This is a genomic window from Erwinia wuhanensis (assembly GCF_030484085.1).
GTDB classification, from domain to species: domain Bacteria; phylum Pseudomonadota; class Gammaproteobacteria; order Enterobacterales; family Enterobacteriaceae; genus Erwinia; species Erwinia aeris.
Genome location: NZ_JAUJUH010000003.1, coordinates 306,675 through 324,142, shown reverse-complemented (window position 1 = coordinate 324,142; position 17,468 = coordinate 306,675). Strand labels below are relative to the sequence as shown.

The following is a 17,468-nucleotide window of genomic DNA, read 5'->3' as shown; positions in this document are numbered from 1 at the left end:
CGGAACGCCCTACATCATGAGGTTCGGAAATGGTGCATCTGCCCGTCCCGTATACCCTTAAGCCGCCCACGGCTGTTCTCTCAGCGCCGCCGCAAGGGGGCTGCTAATGGCTGCCGTCACTGAAGAAAGCCTGGCCAAACCGGGGCTGAGAAAATCCCTTAAGCTCTGGCAGATTGTGATGATGGGGCTGGCCTACCTGACGCCGATGACGGTGTTCGATACCTTCGGTATCGTTTCCGGTATCAGCAACGGCCACGTTCCCGCTTCCTATCTGCTGGCGCTCGCCGGCGTATTATTTACCGCCGTCAGCTACGGCAAGCTGGTGCGCCAGTTTCCCGAAGCCGGTTCCGCCTATACCTATGCGCAGAAGGCGATCAATCCTCACGTCGGCTTTCTGGTCGGCTGGTCGTCGCTGCTGGACTATCTGTTCCTGCCGATGATCAACGTGCTGCTGGCGAAGATTTACCTTTCGGTCCTGTTTCCGGAAGTGCCGCCCTGGATATGGGTAGTGGGTTTTGTGGCGATCATGACCGCCGCCAACCTGAAAAGCGTCAGCCTGGTAGCCAATTTCAATACGCTGTTTGTGCTGGTTCAGGTCGCGATTATCAGCGTATTTATTTTTCTGGTGATCCACGGTCTGTATCGCGGTGAAGGCGTCGGCACGGTCTGGTCGCTACAGCCTTTTATCAGCCAGAACGCGCACCTGCTGCCGATTATGACCGGCGCGACCATCGTCTGCTTTTCGTTTCTCGGTTTTGACGCCGTTACCACGCTCTCCGAAGAGACGCACAACGCCGGGAAAACCATTCCGCGCGCCATCTTTCTGACCGCGCTCTACGGCGGACTGATTTTTATTGCCGCCTCGTTCTTTATGCAGCTCTTTTTCCCCGATATCAGCCGCTTTAAAAATCCCGACGCGGCGCTGCCGGAAATCGCACTCTACGTGGGCGGCAAGCTGTTTCAGTCGATTTTCCTCTGCACCACTTTTATCAATACGCTGGCTTCCGGCCTGGCGTCTCATGCCAGCGTTTCCCGTCTGCTGTACGTGATGGGTCGGGATAACGTCTTTCCGGCCAGGGTGTTCGGCTACGTGCATCCCAAATGGCGCACGCCCGCGCTTAACGTGATTATGGTCGGCATCGTGGCGCTTTCCGCCCAGTATTTCGACCTGGTAACGGCGACGGCGCTGATTAATTTCGGCGCGCTGGTGGCCTTTACCTTTGTGAATCTCGCCGTATTTAACCACTTTTACCGCCGCGAAGGCCGCAATCGCACCTGGAAGGAGAAGCTGCATTATCTGGTGTTGCCGATGGTGGGCGCCGCCACAGTCGCGGTACTGTGGATCAACCTGGAGGCGACATCGCTGACGATGGGGCTGATTTGGGCAGTGCTCGGCGTGCTTTATCTGGCCTGGCTGACCCGCCGTTTTCGCCAGCCGCCGCCGCAGTTTAACAAGCTGCGAGCGGAAACGGGCGGGAAATAAGGCAGAACATTTATGGCCGCGTGATGCAGCCCGCTTTGGGCGTCAGTAGATGAAAGGTCTGTCGAAATATGCCCGGCCGCGTGACGCAGCCGGGAATGTCTTAAGCTTTCAGGATCGAGGTCAGAATGGTTAGCGAGCGGCTGAACTGCTCGTCCGGAATGGTCAGCGGATAAAGGAAACGGATCACGTTACCGTGCACGCCGCAGGTGAGCAGGATCAGGTTCTGCGCCAGCGCTCGCTGCTGAATATCGCGGGCAAAAGCGCTGTCCGGCGCGCCGGTTTCAGGATGATTGAATTCCACTGCAATCATCGAGCCGCGTCCGCGTACCTGAGCGATGGCGGGATGGCGGGTGCCGATAAGGGCTTCGCTGAGGGCCGCGCCGAGCCTGTCGGCACGCTGGCACAGCTGCTCTTCCTCAATGATATCCAGCACCGCGTGGGCCGCCGCAACCGCGATCGGGTTACCGGCATAGGTGCCGCCCAGCCCGCCAGGACCCGGCGCGTCCATCACTTCGGCGCGGCCAACCACGCCGGAAATCGGGAAACCGCCGCCCAGGCTTTTCGCCATTGTCAGCAGATCCGGTTTCGCATCCGGGTAGTATTCGCTGGCGAACACCTTACCGGTACGTGCAAAGCCCGTCTGGATCTCATCCGCCACCAGCAGAATGCCGTGCTCGTCGCACAGGTGGCGCAGCGCGCTGACAAATTCCGGCGGCGCGACGTTGAAACCGCCCTCGCCCTGAATCGGCTCAAAGATAATGGCGGCGACTTCCTGCGGCGCGATATCGCAATGGAAAATATCGTCCAGGCTTTTCAGCGCATCCTCCACGCTGACGCCGTGCAGCTCGTTGGGATAGCGGGCGTGGAACACCGAGCCGGGAAAAGGGCCAAAGCCGGTTTTATAGGGCGCGACCTTGCCGGTCAGCGCCATCGTCATCATGGTGCGGCCATGAAACGCGCCGGTAAAGGTAATGACGCCGGGACGCCCGGTCGCGGCGCGAGCGATTTTCACCGCGTTTTCCACCGCTTCCGCGCCCGTGGTGAAAAAAGTGGTTTTCGCTTTGCCCGCTATCGGCGCCAGCTCGTTCAGGCGCTCCGCCAGCGCGATATAATTTTCATAAGGAATAACCTGGAAAGCCGTATGGGTAAAACGGGTCAGCTGCTGCTGCACGGCAGCGATCACTTTCGGATGACGGTGGCCGGTATTCAGCACGGCGATCCCCGCCGCGAAGTCGATGTATTCACGCCCCTGCGTATCGATAAGCGTGGCGTTTTCAGCCTGCTCGACCAGAAAATCGCACATTACGCCCACACCGCGCGGTGTGGCGTCCAGACGGCGCTGACGGATGGAATCGTTCATGTTTTACTCCTCGTTACGGGAAGCCGGGTTGTACCTGAATTACCTTGATTTTTAGCGCTGATGGGGTGCTATTATCCAGAGCCAGTTTTGACTATTTTAGGGAGCCACTTTGCGCACACTCGTCGGTGATCTGGTCGCCTGCCGGCTTGGACAGACGGCCGCAGGCACGCTGGGCAAGCGTCTTTACGACGCCTTACAGCAATCCATTCAGAAAGGGATGCTTGCGCCCGGTACTCGCCTGCCCGCCTCGCGCGATCTGGCCGCCGAACTAGGCGTATCGCGCAATACGGTGATGGCCGCTTATGAGCAGCTACAGTCGGAAGGCTATCTCACCACCCGCGCGGGCAGCGGCACCTTTGTCAGCGCCAGTCTGCCGGAAAGCGATCTTTCGGCGGTGGAACGGATCGTTTCCGCCGACGTGCCATCAGGGCAGATCGCGCTTTCCCGCCGGGGCGAGCAGCTGCTGAACCGCGCCGGCGCCAGCCAGCGTCAGTGGGGAGCCTTTATGCCCGGCGTGCCGGACGTACGGCATTTTCCGCATAAAACCTGGCATAAAATCACGCGCCGCCTGAACCTGCGGCTGCCGGTAGAAACGTTGAGTTACTCGCAGCATGGCGGCTACGCGCCGCTGCAACATGCGCTGGCGGATTACCTGCGCGTGGCGCGTTCGGTTAAATGCACGCCGGAGCAGATCCTGATCGCTTCCGGGACGCATCAGTCGCTGGATCTGCTGGCGAAAATGCTCTGCAATCCCGGCGATCGGGTCTGGGTAGAAGAGCCGGGCTACTGGGGCCATCGCAGCGTGCTGGAAATCAACGGCCTGGAAACAGTGCCGATTGCGGTAGACGACGAAGGCATGACGCTGCCCGCAGGCGTCGCGCCGCCACGGCTGATTTGCGTAACGCCTTCCCATCAATATCCGACCGGCGCCGTGATGGGCCTGGCGCGTCGTCAGGCGCTGCTCCGCCAGGCGCAGGCCTGGGGCAGCATTATCATCGAGGACGATTACGACAGCGAGTTTCGCTTTGGTGAAAGCCCGGTACCGGCGCTACAGGGGCTGGCGCAGGATGAAAACGTCATCTATCTGGGCACCTTCAGCAAAACGCTCTATCCGGGGCTGCGCACCAGCTATATGGTGGTGCCCGACTCGCTGACGGCCCGCCTGAAAGTGGCCCATTCCGAACTTTACCGGGGCGGCTACGGCCTGACCCAGCTGGCGCTGGCGGAATTTATTCGTGAAGGCCACTATGCGGCGCACGTACGCCGTATGCGACAGCTTTACGGCCAGCGACGCGAGGCGCTGGTCGGGACGATCCGCCGGGAGCTGGGCGCGGAATTTATCGGCCAGGACAGCCATGCCGGCCTGCATCTGATCCTTGCGCTGCCGCCGGAAATTGACGACGTCGCCCTCGCTTACGTGCTGGAGCAACAGGGGATCTGGACTCGCCCGCTTTCGGTTTACTACAGGGGCGAGGCGAAAAGACGCGGCCTGATCCTCGGCTACGCCTGCGTAGAGGCGGAAGCAATGACGGAAACCTTTGTGCCTGTCGTCCACGCCCTGCTGCCGCTGTTAGCAAAATGATCGGTGTCGGTAAGCTTTTCCGCCTGAAAAAACGCCCGCCCGGTGCAGGGTAAAAGAGAGCGACAGGCAGCGCATGGTCAATGACTTCCGGCCATTTTTCGGTAATTTATTTAAAAGGAATAAATATATAGATAATAAATAATTTAAATCACAAATAAATAATACTCACCATTCAAACTCACCCGGTTATTAATCATTCCAATATTTACCACCTGTAGCGCGCAATAAACTCCTGTTAAATTCATTAATAAGAAAGCACTGACAGGGATGCGCCCTTTATATCCAGGCTATTCGTGCGGATATATTCTATTCAGGAATTTTCGCCCTTTACGCAAGCGGCAGAGATAAATATATTAACTCCGCTGTAGTAACCTTATATACAAGGAGAAAGTAATGAGAGAAATCAGCCATAATGAAGTACAAATGGTTAGCGGCGCTGGTCTGACTGACGTTATCACCGGCCTGAACTCGGCTATGGAAAATGTCTCAACCAAACTGCAAACCACCGTTGATGCTATTTCTACCACGACGGATAGCTGGAGCATCAAAAAACTGACGCATCAGGCTATAGGATTGTCTCGCACCTATGCGAAGCTTTCCTTCCTGTCGAATATCCTGACCGGATTAACTACCCCAGCCGACAGCTCGTCTGCCGCGTAGTTTTGCGTAAAGGATCTGAATAAGGCAGGCCATCGGTCTGCCTTTATGCTTTTATGCCTCTATATGATTTCAGCCAACTTTTTCGTAAATTGCCCGTATTTCCGTCTCGCTCAACACGTTGTCCGCCGTGAAAAAGGAGAGGATTAACGCGCGAAAGTCGGTAAAGGACGCGGCCTCCTGCTGCCTTTTCTCCTCTCCGTAGACGGTAAGATGCCGGTTGAACAGATTGGTTTGCTGCCCGTTTATTATTTTCGCCATCATCAAATTATGGCGAAACAGCGACTCGTCATACGTGGCAACAAAGTGGCTGGCGACAAGAATATCCGCCTGTTCGCAGGCGCCATCGGCAAACCGATACATCAACCGCCAGCTGCCGCCGCTTTTCATCGACAGCAGCCACTCTTCCTGGCTGAACCGCTCAAGACGGTAACCCTGCTGTTCGCCCGCCTCCAGCCGTAAAGGCGCGGTCAGGCTGACGCCGCCAAAACCGACATCCGCCAGATACCGCACGCCGTCGAGCGCCACGGTTAACAGCATATGCGTTTGCGGCGTCGCGTCCGGCTTATCCTGTCCCCACAGCACGCGTGCAAGGTGCGGCGTAACCCTGAAGCCAATTTCTTCAAGGATTTGTCGCAACAGCAGATTATGCTCAAAGCAGTAGCCTCCCCGCTGTTTGCTCAGCAGCTTGTCGGCAATCTTCTCTACGTCGATACTGACCGGCCTGCCCAGCAAAACCTCTATGTTTTCGAAGGGAATAAGAGCAGGCCAGCGCTGATGTAGTGCACTAAGGGTGGCGAAATCAGCAGACGGCGACGCGGGAAAACCAGCCAGCGCCGCAAAGCGGGAAAAGTAGTGATAGTTGTTCATAGCAACTCGTTCATGATGTTAAACCACCATGTTAGCAGTTTTGCCGCTGCCGGCTATTTTCGCAGGCCGCCGGGTTGATGGAAAACGTTCAATCCTCTTTCTTTTGTCCGCCTGTAACGGCAAAGGCGTTAACCTGGCGAAAAGGCGCCGGAAACGTTAAGCTCGCCGCCACCACTTCAGTAAAAACAACCTGTATGAAACGCAAAACTATCGCCATTGTAACTTTGCTGGCTATCGTCGGCGGGCTTTATCTGACCTTCCTCCCTCCGGAGCAGGATCCGCACTATTATGCCGCCGCCTGCGTGGCGATCAAGGATATGCATGACACGCCAGACTCGGCAGATTTCCCTGACAAATTGCGCGAGGTGATTACCAACGAAAACGCTTCCTACGCGGTGGACAAAGTAGCTTTCGACAAGCATTCGACACAGGGCGCAATTCAGCGTTACCGGCAGCTCAGCGAGCAGGATAAAAACCGAACTCGCCAAAGCATCGACGACTGTTTAAGCGTCATGCTGCCGAAAAAAACCGACTAAAGGGCCGGCGGCCTGCCGCTGACGGGCCGTTAGTCACTCAGGTTATGGATTATCTTTGTTACAGCATCTTTCACTACGTTCAGGGAGCAAGGGCAAACGGGTAACAGAGCGCTGTTACATATTCAGCCAATCGACTCAGCTTGTTACGGATCTGAAGGCGCTGCAATGTGTCTTCTTATTTGCATCTTTTTTGCAGCGGAACGGCTACCCACAGTTTCGGTAAACGCGCATATTTTTACTACCAATATAAATCACGTTTATTAAGATTTTCTGTAAATCTGTACACACCATGTAACCTCTGAACCTGCTATTAATAAGAAAAAAAAGTGCCCGCCGCGCCCATTAATTAACGCCACTTAACTTGCCTTATACGCATTTATCTGTAAATCAACGGGACGGCACATTTTCCGATAGTTCCGCGTTAAAATAATCTTATTAAAATTATCATAAAGTCATCTGCTATCGCCTGCCAAGAGTGAAAGGGAAAATGCAAGCTGAATACTATTATGTGACCCAACGACCAGAACAAATGGATTTTCATCTGTTACACCGCCGAGGCTGCCAGAAAATGCCCGGGAAAAATAAGCTGGCGTTTATCGGCAGCTGCTATGCCCCTCTCCAGGCATTAACCGTGGCCAAAGCCCGGTTTGGCAACCGCGTAAAAGCCTGCTACTTCTGCTGCCAGGAACATCATGAGCGCGCAACCCCTTTTATTTCTTCTCGTCTGTAAATAGCGCTTCGAAACGCTCATGCAGATAGTCGGTAAAACAGCGGATCCTTTTTGGCGTCTGTCGGCTATGAGCATAAACCGCATAGATATCCGCTGAAGGCAGCTGATATGAAGTGAGCACCTGAACCAGCTTGCCGGCCAGGATCGCTTCGCGTGCATCCCACCACGAGCGCAGGATCAGACCATGGCCATCCAGCGCCAGGCGCATGGCAACCTCACCATCATTTGTGGTCAGGCTTCCCTGTACTTTCTGCCGATGCTCTTTACCCGCCTTGCTGAATCGCCAGATAGCGGCATCCGACTCATGCTGGCGCAGCACAATACAGTTATGCTGCGCCAGATCTTCAACGTGCTGTGGTACACCATAACGGGCCAGATAGTCCGGCGAGGCGCATACCACGCGATAATTAGCCGCTATACGGCGTGCAATCAAACGGGAATCCGGCACGCTGCCCACGCGGATATCCACATCTATACCTGCATTAAGGAAGTTCAGCGGCTGGCTGGATAGCTGTAAATTAAGCGTTAACGCCGGATGTTGCGCGGCAAAATCTGAAACCAGAGGCGCAACGTAACGACGTCCAAAACCAAAGGAAGCGTTGATATGTAAGGTGCCGTGTAGCATAGCGCTTTCGCCGCCCAGCTCCTCTTCCAGCTGCGCCAGCTGGCTGAGGATCGGCTCCGCGCCTTCGGCGTAAAGCAGCCCTTCCGGCGTCAGCTCCAGGCGTCGGGTAGTTCGTCTGACCAGCTGTACGCCCAGCTTCTCTTCCAACTGCGTCAGTCGTTTACTGACGGCCGGCAGGCTTAATCCCAGTTCCCGGGCGACCTCCGTCAGGCTGGTCAGTCTGGCTACGTGGGTAAAAAAGCGCAGATCCTCGCTGGTTGTCGCCAACTCTTTACCTTTAGTTAACATTGCATTGAATTCCAGGCTAATTATTTAACCATAATGCTGCAATAGACTCAGGGCGAAAAGCTAACTTTCCAGGAGAAGCGCAATGTCCGTAGCAAACTACAAAATTGCCGTGATCCCCGGTGACGGGATCGGCAAAGAGGTGATGCCGGAAGGCGTAAAGGTTATCAGCGCCGCCGCAGAGAAATTCGGCGTCGTGCTGGAGTGGGTCTGGTTTGATTTTGCCAGCGCGGACTATTATCAGCAGCACGGTAAAATGTTGCCGGACGACTGGTTTGCCTTACTTAAGTCGTTTGACGCTATCTACTTTGGCGCCGTCGGCTGGCCCGAAATCGTGCCGGATCACGTCTCGCTGTGGGGCTCGCTGCTCCAGTTCCGCCGCCAGTTCGATCAGTATGTTAATTTGCGTCCGGTGAGGCTGCTGGCCGGCATCAAATCCCCGCTGGCCGATCGCCAGCCTGGTGACATCGATTTCTACGTGGTGCGTGAGAATACCGAAGGTGAATACTCCAGCGTTGGCGGAACGATGTTTCCCAATACGGAGAGAGAAATTGTTATTCAGGAAACGGTAATGACCCGTACCGGCGTGGACCGCATTTTAAAGTTCGCCTTTGAGCTGGCGCAAAAGCGTCCGGCCCGCCATCTGACTTCCGCCACCAAATCCAACGGCATTGCCATCACCATGCCGTGGTGGGACAGTCGCGTAGCGGCGATGCACGAGCATTATCCCGACCTGGCGGTGGATAAATACCATATTGATATTCTGACGGCGCACTTTGTCCTGCATCCGGACAGGTTCGATGTGGTTGTCGCCAGCAATCTGTTCGGCGATATTCTTTCCGATTTGGGGCCGGCCTGCACCGGAACCATCGGTATTGCGCCTTCCGCTAACATTAATCCTGAACGTACCTTTCCCAGCTTATTCGAACCCGTACATGGCTCTGCACCGGACATCGCTGGTCAAGGCATCGCCAATCCGATAGGTCAAATCTGGTGCGGCGCGATGATGCTTGAGCATCTGGGCCATAGCGAGGCGGCGGAAGCGGTGGTAGCAGCCATTGAACGCGTGCTGAGCAGTGAAAATAAAATACGGTTAACCCCGGACATTGGCGGTTCGGGAAGAACGACGGATCTGGGCGCCGCTATCGCCGCCGCGCTGTAAATAACAGAGGAGAGAGATAATTTTCTCCTTTTTGCTATTTTACTGAAGAAAGAAAATTATTCTGTGCAACTATTGTAAAAATAAAAAAATATGAGACTATTCCCATTAAAAACACCAACCAACTATGAGCTATAAAATATCAACCATTAATTCAGGCCTGAGAATAATCCTGGCTGGCAGGCCAGATGACTTCACTTACCTGAACCATTAGTAAAAACGTTATTTTTAATTTTTAACCAGAGCCTGACACTAACGTATGACAATAACTAAGGAAAAATTTAATTTTTTTTAGTTACCGGAATCGACAAGTGTTAAAAAAAGACGTTATGATTGTGAATCATTAGCAGCAATGGCAGAAATCATCTAATATTTTATTCTAAAATATCAGGCTAAAATAGATTTTCCGTTTGATGATCGACTTACCCCTTTTGACGAAACAAAAACCTTAAACATCTGCATGCATTGATATAAAAAACCACAAAAAAAACCTTAAGTAGCCATTCCCCCCTTTAATTAACAAATAATACCCCCTTTATAAAAGAATAAAGTAAGTGTTGAGATGGATTTATCTCAACAGTTACTATAGCCGCACTCAGGAAAGAGTTCCCGTTTGACACGCCTTGTAAAAGTCTGTCTGGTTTTCATGGAGGAAAGGTAATGGATTGGGAAAGCGCAAAAGTCTACGGTTACATGATTGAGCCCGACATCCAGGTTAATATTAACCAGAGCCGGATCATTAATATCAAACTACTGGCAAACGAAAAGGGCACCAGCGCAATAAAATTAAGAAAAACCATGATGCGCCTTTTTATTTACCTGCTGGAAAATGCCGACAGTAAAGTTATCGGCAATGAGGAAATATTAACCAATGTGTGGGACAAGTATGGCCTGAGCTCTTCATCACAGCGGCTCTGGCAGGTCATGCACTGCCTGAGAAACAAACTTTCAACGCTTGGTATTGCTGAAGATTTTATCACCCGGACAGAAGAGGATCACGTCAGGGGATTCTGCATTAATAAAGAGCGCGTCACGCCTATTTACTACTTCGATACTAAGAATTTGTAGATAAAACCACTGCAAATACTTCCCCCTCAGGGAAAAATAACAATCCCAACGACAAGATGGGATTTATTTTAACATGATGAAAATAAGGATGTTCAATGAAAAAATTGCTGATTGCTGCTGCGCTGGCAACCGCGTTTACCGGCGTGACTGCCCAGGCGGCTTCTACAGACTCTTCGGGCACCATTACCTTTAATGGTGAACTCACTGCCACCACCTGTAAGGTAAATGTAAACGGTTCAGGTAATTCAGACGGTGATGTTACCCTGCCGGTGCTTCAAAACACTGCTCTGCCCTCACAGGGTGCTACCGCAGGTGATACTGCTTTCAATATGCAATTGACGGACTGCACGCTTGCAGACGGCATGACGGCAGTATCGGCTTACTTCCAGGATGGCGTTACAGTTAATCCTTACGGTCGTTTGACAAACCAAAGTACGGCCACGGAAAAGTCAAACGTTACGCTGGAGCTGTTAGATCGTACCCAGAGTAATGCCAACGTTATTACTATCGGTAGTAACAGCCAAATAAGTAATGCGATTTATGAAACCGTAAAAGATAACGCTGCAACGTTAAATTACTCTGTTCGCTACTATGCAGAAGAAGAGGGTGTTGCTAGCGCAGGTATGGTTAGCAGCAGCGTGGTTTACGCTCTTCAGTATAAATAAAACCTCCCCGCAGAGAGACGCCGTCTCTCTGCTTTTTACAGAAGGTTAGTATGAATAAATTTTCTCGCTTATTTTTGTCCGGTTTAAACGCTTCTTTATTGCTGGCGTTTAGCTACACGGCTTCTGCCAGCGTAGTGATTACCGGCACCCGGGTTATTTATCCCTCAGACGCCAGAGAAGTCAGCGTAAAATTAGCCAATAAAGGGAAAAAGCCGGTGCTAATCCAGAGCTGGATCGATGACGGCGATGTAAAAGCCAAACCGGACACTATCCATGTGCCTTTTGTCCTGACGCCGCCTATCAACCGCGTGGAGCCGGAGAAAGGCCAGACGCTGCGTATCAGCTATACGGGAAAGCCGCTGCCGGCCGATCGGGAAAGCATCTACTGGCTGAACGTTTTGGAAATTCCGGCTAAAAACCCGTTGCTTAAAGACAGCAACCTGCTGCAAATGGCCTTTCGCTCGCGCATTAAATTCTTTTTCCGTCCCGTCGGTTTGAAAGGAAACGCTAACGATGCCGCACAAAAAATTGTCTGGAAAAAAAACGGGCAGCAGCTGATAGCCAATAATCCTACGCCTTATTATATCTCGCTGACCAATATAGTTATTAACGATAAAAATACCGAGGCAGATACGATCGCGCCTTTTTCTGAAGCCAGCTTTACTGCCGCAGCAAACCCTGGGGAAAAAATAAAGGTAAATTATATCAATGATTATGGCGCCTCTATCAGCGTCGATGCGCAAGTCAATTAATGGATATTCTACTCTACGTCATCGGGACAGATTAATGACGCTTAATCAGGTTTTTTATAAAAAGGATTTTTATGGAAAACGCCTCGCCACAAGGAAAAAGATGGAAGCAAGCGCAGCTGGTGTTGCTCCTTCCTTTTATTTCTTCAGCCTATGCGATCGAACCTTCCCCTTCTGCACCGCAGGAAGTTGCCAAAAATGTTGAGTTCGATCCTACATTTCTTAACGTCAGCGACGGCAGCGCTATCGATCTCGGCCGCTTCGCTAACGGTGCGGCGGCGTTGCCCGGCATCTATCGAACGGCGGTTTACGTTAATAATGACCTGCTGGGAAATTACGATATTGAATTCAGCGCCGATAAGAACAAAAACGTTCTGCCCTGCTTAAAAGAAGAGCTGATAAAAAGAATCGCCTTCGATGCAGGCCGGATACCCGCAAATTTTTTTGAGCAGGATGAGCGCGGCCGGGGCTGTTACGATCTGAAGAAAAAAATTCCCGAGATCGCCGTCAATTACGACAGTAACGAACAGCGGCTTGATATTATCGTTCCGCAAATTTATATGGCGCGAAACGCGCGAGGAGCGATAAGCAAGGACCGCTGGGACAGCGGCATTCCGGCAGCGCTACTGGCTTATAATGCCAGCGCCTACACCAGCGAAAGCGGGGGAACCCGCTATCAATCCGTCTATGCCAGCATCCGGGCGGGATTAAATATCGCCAGCTGGTATCTGCGCCATAACGGCAGCTGGAACTGGGTTGAGCACGGCCAGAAAAAATATAGCGCCCTTAATACCTATGTGCAGCGGGATATTCCCGCCCTGGAAAGCCGTCTGCTGGCTGGCCAGGCGAATACCTCAGGCTTGCTGTTTGAAACGCTGCCTTTTTCCGGCGTACAGCTGGCAAGTGATGAAAGAATGCTGCCGAACTCGCTGCGCGGCTATGCGCCAGAGATCCACGGCGTGGCGCGCACTAACGCCAGGGTGACCGTACGTCAGGGCAGCCAGGTTATTTACGAAACCACCGTGCCGCCGGGCGAGTTTTTGATTAACGACCTCTATCCCACCGGCTACGGTGGTAATTTAGCGGTCACCGTTCGCGAGTCTGACGGCAGCGAACAATATTTTGAAGTGCCCTACTCCTCTGTCGCCCAGCTGCTCAGGCCGGGCAACAGCCGCTACTCCGTTACCGCCGGCAGGCTGCGCAGCAGCTCGCTGTCGGAAAAGCCCGCCCTTTATCAGGCTACGCTGCAATATGGCCTGACCAATATGCTTACCGCCTATGGCGGTTTCCAGGCGAGTCAGAACTACTATGCGCTGCAATCGGGCCTGGCGCTTGGTACCGAAATCGGCGCTTTTGCGCTGGATGCCACTCAGGCCCGCACCTATCTGGGCGGGACCGCCGAAGATACGACGACATCCATGAGCGGGCAGAGCTTTCAGCTCAGCTACAGCAAAACCGTCAGCGCTACCAGCAGCAAAGTGTCGCTGGCGGCCTACCGTTTTTCCACCAGCGGCTATATGGGATTTATGACGGCGATGCAGACGCGGGAAGCGGTTGCCGACGGGCTGTCAACCAGCGCAATCTGGCGCGCCAAAAACCGTTTTATCGCTACGGTCAGTCAAGGGCTGCCGGAACGCTGGGGAACCCTTTACGCCAGCAGCTCGCTACAGGATTACTGGAACCGCGAAGGCAACAGCAAGCAGTACCAGCTGGGCTACAACAATCGCTATAAAAATCTCTCATGGGGTCTTAGCGTTAACCGCACCTGGACGCTGTACGGCGAGGCCGAGAACAACTATCTGCTGAACTTCAGCCTGCCGCTGGGCAACAGCAGCAGCTACACGCCCCAGCTGCGTGTTGATTTAGCGCATAACAGCAACGGGCGAACCTCAGAACAGGCAGCCATATCCGGCACGGGCGGTAAGCTTGGCCAGTTTTCTTACGGCGTCAGCGCCGCCAACGCCAATCAGGGCACGGGCAGCAGCGGCACGGTTAATGGTACATGGCGCAGCGCCGTTTCTTCTTTGAGCGCTTCGTACGGCAAAGGCAGCAACTATTACAGCGCGTCTGGCGGGATGAGCGGCACCGTTATTGGCCATTCCGGCGGCGTGACGCTAACGCCTTACACCTCAGATACCTTCGCGCTGGTCGAGGCCAAAGGCGCCCAGGGCGCCAGCGTTTCGTCCTATCCTGGCGTTCACGTTGACTGGAACGGCTACGCTGCCGTGCCCTATCTGGATCCCTATCAGCTGAACGAAGTCACGCTGGATCCTGGCGGGGCCGCCAGCGATGTGGAGCTGGATACCACCTCGCTGAAAGTAGCGCCGTTATCAGGCGCCGTAGTGAAGCTGAAATACGGCACGCGCAGCGGCACAGCGGTGCTGATTGCGGCCACCTTCCAGGGTGAGCCTGTGGCCTTCGGTGCCGAGGTGCTGGACAGCAAGGGCAACCATGTCGGTACCGTCGGCCAGGGCGGCGAAGTCTATGCACGCGTCCAGGCGCAGCGGGACAAGCTGCGTGTTAAATGGGGAGACGCGCCGGATATGCAATGCAGCCTGAGCTATATCCTGATGCCGCAGGCGGAAACCGACCGCCAGCGTGAAATACCGCGTTTTGAAAGCGTTTGCGAAGCCATTGAAAAAACCGCGCAGCCAGAGGGAACCATGGCAGAGGCGCCGCCGACATCCCGTCAAAGTCACAGTTAATACGGATTGAAGACATGAAGAGTCGTTTAATACAAAAATATTGCCGGTCCGCCCCGTTACTCGCTCTGCTGGCTATGGCCACGGTCTGGAGCCAGCAGGCTTTTGCCTTGAGCTGTAGCCTGCAAAAAGGCTATGGCGTTATGAATTTTACGCTGCCCTTACAAAGCAGCAATCTGACCATCGGGCCAGGGGTCAGTAACGGCACCGTTATTTATCGCCAGTATTTTAAGCCCTCCCGGCCTACAAATATTTATTGCGATAATACACAGAGCTATCAACCCACTATTAACTGGTATTACAGCGATCTGCCTAACAATGCGTCCGACTGGTCAGACAGCTCGTTTCGCGCCGGCAAAGTGTATGAAACCGGCGTAGCGGGTATAGGCATAGCTATTTATACCTATAACCTGACCTACTATTCCGTTCCTTTCAGCTATCAGCCATGGCAGGGAGAAACTCAATACGACAGTAACGTTTGGCAAGCGCAAGGCGGCTTTGAATTTGACGTGGTGCTGATTAAAACCGGCACGATCACACCCGGCACGCTTATCGGATCGCAGCTGCCTACGGTGAAATATGATTTTGAGGCGCCGGGTATTTCGGCGATAAATTTAGGGAGCCTGAACTTTTCCGGGGCGATAAATATCGTTTCGCAAACCTGTCAAACGCCGGACGTCACCGTCGAGATGGGAAAATATGACATCGCTGAGTATTTTACGGGAACAGGGAAAACCACCGAATGGAAAGATGCCACCATTAACTTAGTTAACTGCCCTCGCTTTTACGGGACGCTGAACGACGGCAGAAATACCTGGACTTCCGACAACGGCGCCAGCGGCATGGGTGCTATCACCAACAACATTTTAAATCTGACGCTGTCACCTAATACCGCCATTATTGACAGCGCTAACGGTATTCTTGGCATAAAAACGGGCAGCGGCAGCGCCACAGGCGTCGGCATTCAGATGGCTTATGGCAATAAATCTGATGCTTCTCCCTTGCTGGTAGATTTTGCCAGCAGCAAGGATTACAGCATGCAAAACAGTGCGGCGACCACGCAGTCTATGCCGCTTGTCGCTCGTTACATTCAGACCGAATCGACCGTAAGTGCAGGAAGAGCAGATGCGACCGTTACATTTACCATTAACTACTACTGAAAAAAGCGAGGTTTTTTTTCAGCTGTAACAGGGACAGGATAAAGAGGGATTTATGTGCATATATGTTATTTCCGACGATATGTACTTTGTGGCCGGGCTAAAATACTTTCTGGCGGCAAATGGCATAGCGATGCAAGGATTTAGCTATGAAGGCTGGCTAACTCAATTCCGCCCCGGTAAGTTAACAAAAGAAGATACCGTGATCATTGATATCAACTTTACTAATTGCCATACCAAACTGGGCATGGCGAAAAATATTGATTATTTCGGTATCAATATTGTTTTTATTGTCGACCTTCCCTTACAGGATGAGCATAAAGGCTTTCATCCTTACTGGCTTATCTCCAAGAAAAGCACCTTTAAAAAATACATTCCTTTATTAAAAGCTATCCCGAACTATGAAGCTTCACACTACAATCAGCTCTCCCGAAAGGAAACGCTGATCCTGAAAGAGCTGGCTTCCGGCCACTCGGCTATCTTTATTTCCCGAAAACTTAATATTTCGGTTAAAACAATTAGCTCGCATAAGCAGAATGCGGTACGCAAACTGGGGATGATGAAAATCAACGATATGGCACTGGTCTGCTATAAAGAAATTCTTAATCTTTATTCCGGCTTCAACAAGAGCTATCTGGGGTTGCGGGATCCGCCATCGTGGCGCGCAGCATCGTCGCTTTCCCGGCTACAGTAGAAAGCGGCAGAAGGTCGCCAGACCTTCTGCCAGGGTTTTACTCGCTAACGCGATAGCGCTCCAGCCAGTGTGCATAAGGCGCTGGCAGCACCCATGAAGGCTGCTCTTTTTTCAGCGCCCGCGCGGCCTGATAGGACCAGTTAGGGTTGGCCAGGTGTGCTTTACCAACCATGACCAGATCCAGCTGACCTTTCTCAACGGCTTCGTTAGCAATTAACGGCGCATCAATACCCCACGCGGAAGCCACCGGAATATCCGCTTCACGGCGCACGCGCTCGGCAACTGGCGCCAGGAAAGCGGGGCCCCACGGAATATTAGCGTCCGGCGTGGAGAAGCCGATGCTGACGCTGAGCAGATCCAGGCCGCCTTCGCGGAATTTTTTCGTCAGCGTAATCGCCTCTGTCAGCGTCTCTTCGTCACGACCGTCGTATTCAATCACGCCGAAACGCGCCGTCAGCGGCAGGTTATCCGGCCACTGTGTACGTACGGCAGCCAGCGTTTCCAGCAGGAAGCGGCTGCGCCCTTCGAAATCGCCGCCATATTGATCCTGACGCTGGTTAGCGTGCACGGAGAAGAAGCTCTGTGCCAGATAGCCATGTGCGAAATGCAGCTCCAGCCACTCGAAGCCGGCATCACGCGCGCGCTGTGCCGCCACGGCAAAATCATCGCGAACGCGGGCAATCTCTTCCAGCGTCATTTCGTGCGGCACCTGCGGCAGGTTAGCACCGAAAGCGGTAGCGGACGGCGACAGCGTTTCCCAGCCGCGCGGGTCGGTTTTCGCGATATGATCGTCGCCTTCCCACGGACGGTTAGCGCTGGCTTTGCGGCCCGCATGGGCAATCTGAATACCCGGCACCGCGCCTGCCGCCTTGATATCACGGGCGATGATCGCCAGTTTCTCAGCCTGCTCGTCGTTCCAGATACCGAGGCAGCCGGGCGTGATACGCCCTTCCGGCGCAACCGCCGTCGCCTCGACAATCACCAGACCTGCGCCGCCACGGGCCAGGCTGGCATAATGAACGCGGTGCCACTCGTTGCTCAGCCCATCTTCAGCGCTGTACTGACACATTGGCGGTACGGCGATACGGTTGCGTAACGTCACGTCTTTTAAGGTAAAAGGGGAAAATAACCCTGACATAAAAACCT

15 protein-coding genes are annotated in these 17,468 nt (G+C 53.4%); 11 read left to right on the top strand and 4 right to left on the bottom strand.

What is annotated here, in order from left to right; genetic code table 11:
• Window positions 1-106 precede the first annotated feature (106 nt).
• Window positions 107-1,483 carry an APC family permease gene (locus tag QZH36_RS09240; protein WP_301730042.1) on the top strand — a complete coding sequence of 459 codons (1,377 nt, stop codon included), beginning with the start codon at window positions 107-109 and terminating at the stop codon, window positions 1,481-1,483.
• A 100-nt stretch (window positions 1,484-1,583) separates the two neighbouring features.
• On the opposite strand, the gene QZH36_RS09235 is transcribed toward QZH36_RS09240, so the two are convergent.
• The gene (locus QZH36_RS09235; protein WP_301730041.1) at window positions 1,584-2,843 is read right to left on the bottom strand and encodes a 4-aminobutyrate--2-oxoglutarate transaminase; all 1,260 of its coding nucleotides are present in this window, start codon (window positions 2,841-2,843) and stop codon (window positions 1,584-1,586) included.
• A gap of 109 nt (window positions 2,844-2,952) precedes the next feature.
• On the opposite strand from QZH36_RS09235, the gene pdxR reads away from it, so the two are divergent.
• Window positions 2,953-4,425 carry a MocR-like pyridoxine biosynthesis transcription factor PdxR gene (gene pdxR / locus QZH36_RS09230; RefSeq protein WP_301730040.1) on the top strand — a complete coding sequence of 491 codons (1,473 nt, stop codon included), beginning with the start codon at window positions 2,953-2,955 and terminating at the stop codon, window positions 4,423-4,425.
• A gap of 393 nt (window positions 4,426-4,818) precedes the next feature.
• Window positions 4,819-5,085 (top strand): hypothetical protein, encoded by a 267-nt coding sequence (locus QZH36_RS09225; protein ID WP_253458441.1) that lies wholly within the window; start codon window positions 4,819-4,821, stop codon window positions 5,083-5,085.
• Window positions 5,086-5,154: 69 nt separating this feature from the next.
• On the opposite strand, the gene QZH36_RS09220 is transcribed toward QZH36_RS09225, so the two are convergent.
• Window positions 5,155-5,952: an arylamine N-acetyltransferase family protein gene (locus QZH36_RS09220; protein ID WP_301730038.1), complete on the bottom strand. Its 798-nt coding sequence runs from the start codon at window positions 5,950-5,952 to the stop codon at window positions 5,155-5,157.
• A 194-nt stretch (window positions 5,953-6,146) separates the two neighbouring features.
• On the opposite strand from QZH36_RS09220, the gene QZH36_RS09215 reads away from it, so the two are divergent.
• Window positions 6,147-6,488, top strand: a complete 342-nt coding sequence (locus QZH36_RS09215) for a hypothetical protein (protein ID WP_301730037.1) — start codon at window positions 6,147-6,149, stop codon at window positions 6,486-6,488.
• A 710-nt stretch (window positions 6,489-7,198) separates the two neighbouring features.
• Here QZH36_RS09215 and QZH36_RS09210 read toward each other — a convergent pair.
• On the bottom strand, window positions 7,199-8,131 hold the full coding sequence (locus tag QZH36_RS09210; RefSeq protein WP_301730036.1) for a LysR family transcriptional regulator: 933 nt from the start codon (window positions 8,129-8,131) through the stop codon (window positions 7,199-7,201).
• An 82-nt stretch (window positions 8,132-8,213) separates the two neighbouring features.
• On the opposite strand from QZH36_RS09210, the gene QZH36_RS09205 reads away from it, so the two are divergent.
• The 7 genes from QZH36_RS09205 to QZH36_RS09175 all read left to right on the top strand — a co-directional run bounded on the left by QZH36_RS09205 (window position 8,214) and on the right by QZH36_RS09175 (window position 16,322).
• Window positions 8,214-9,290 (top strand): tartrate dehydrogenase, encoded by a 1,077-nt coding sequence (locus QZH36_RS09205; RefSeq protein ID WP_301730035.1) that lies wholly within the window; start codon window positions 8,214-8,216, stop codon window positions 9,288-9,290.
• A 657-nt stretch (window positions 9,291-9,947) separates the two neighbouring features.
• Window positions 9,948-10,355, top strand: a complete 408-nt coding sequence (locus QZH36_RS09200; RefSeq protein WP_253458423.1) for a winged helix-turn-helix domain-containing protein — start codon at window positions 9,948-9,950, stop codon at window positions 10,353-10,355.
• A gap of 95 nt (window positions 10,356-10,450) precedes the next feature.
• A complete protein-coding gene (locus QZH36_RS09195) occupies window positions 10,451-11,020 on the top strand; it encodes a fimbrial protein (protein WP_301730034.1) in 570 nt (189 codons plus the stop codon).
• Between the two features lie 50 nt (window positions 11,021-11,070).
• A complete protein-coding gene (locus tag QZH36_RS09190; RefSeq protein WP_301730033.1) occupies window positions 11,071-11,772 on the top strand; it encodes a fimbrial biogenesis chaperone in 702 nt (233 codons plus the stop codon).
• A 71-nt stretch (window positions 11,773-11,843) separates the two neighbouring features.
• Window positions 11,844-14,474 (top strand): fimbria/pilus outer membrane usher protein, encoded by a 2,631-nt coding sequence (locus tag QZH36_RS09185; RefSeq protein WP_301730031.1) that lies wholly within the window; start codon window positions 11,844-11,846, stop codon window positions 14,472-14,474.
• A gap of 14 nt (window positions 14,475-14,488) precedes the next feature.
• On the top strand, window positions 14,489-15,631 hold the full coding sequence (locus tag QZH36_RS09180; RefSeq protein ID WP_301730030.1) for a fimbrial protein: 1,143 nt from the start codon (window positions 14,489-14,491) through the stop codon (window positions 15,629-15,631).
• A 52-nt stretch (window positions 15,632-15,683) separates the two neighbouring features.
• Window positions 15,684-16,322, top strand: coding sequence for a helix-turn-helix domain-containing protein (locus tag QZH36_RS09175; protein WP_253458409.1), 639 nt, complete (start codon window positions 15,684-15,686; stop codon window positions 16,320-16,322).
• A gap of 37 nt (window positions 16,323-16,359) precedes the next feature.
• Here QZH36_RS09175 and QZH36_RS09170 read toward each other — a convergent pair whose 3' ends face one another.
• The gene (locus QZH36_RS09170; RefSeq protein ID WP_253458406.1) at window positions 16,360-17,460 is read right to left on the bottom strand and encodes an NADH:flavin oxidoreductase/NADH oxidase; all 1,101 of its coding nucleotides are present in this window, start codon (window positions 17,458-17,460) and stop codon (window positions 16,360-16,362) included.
• Window positions 17,461-17,468 lie beyond the last annotated feature (8 nt).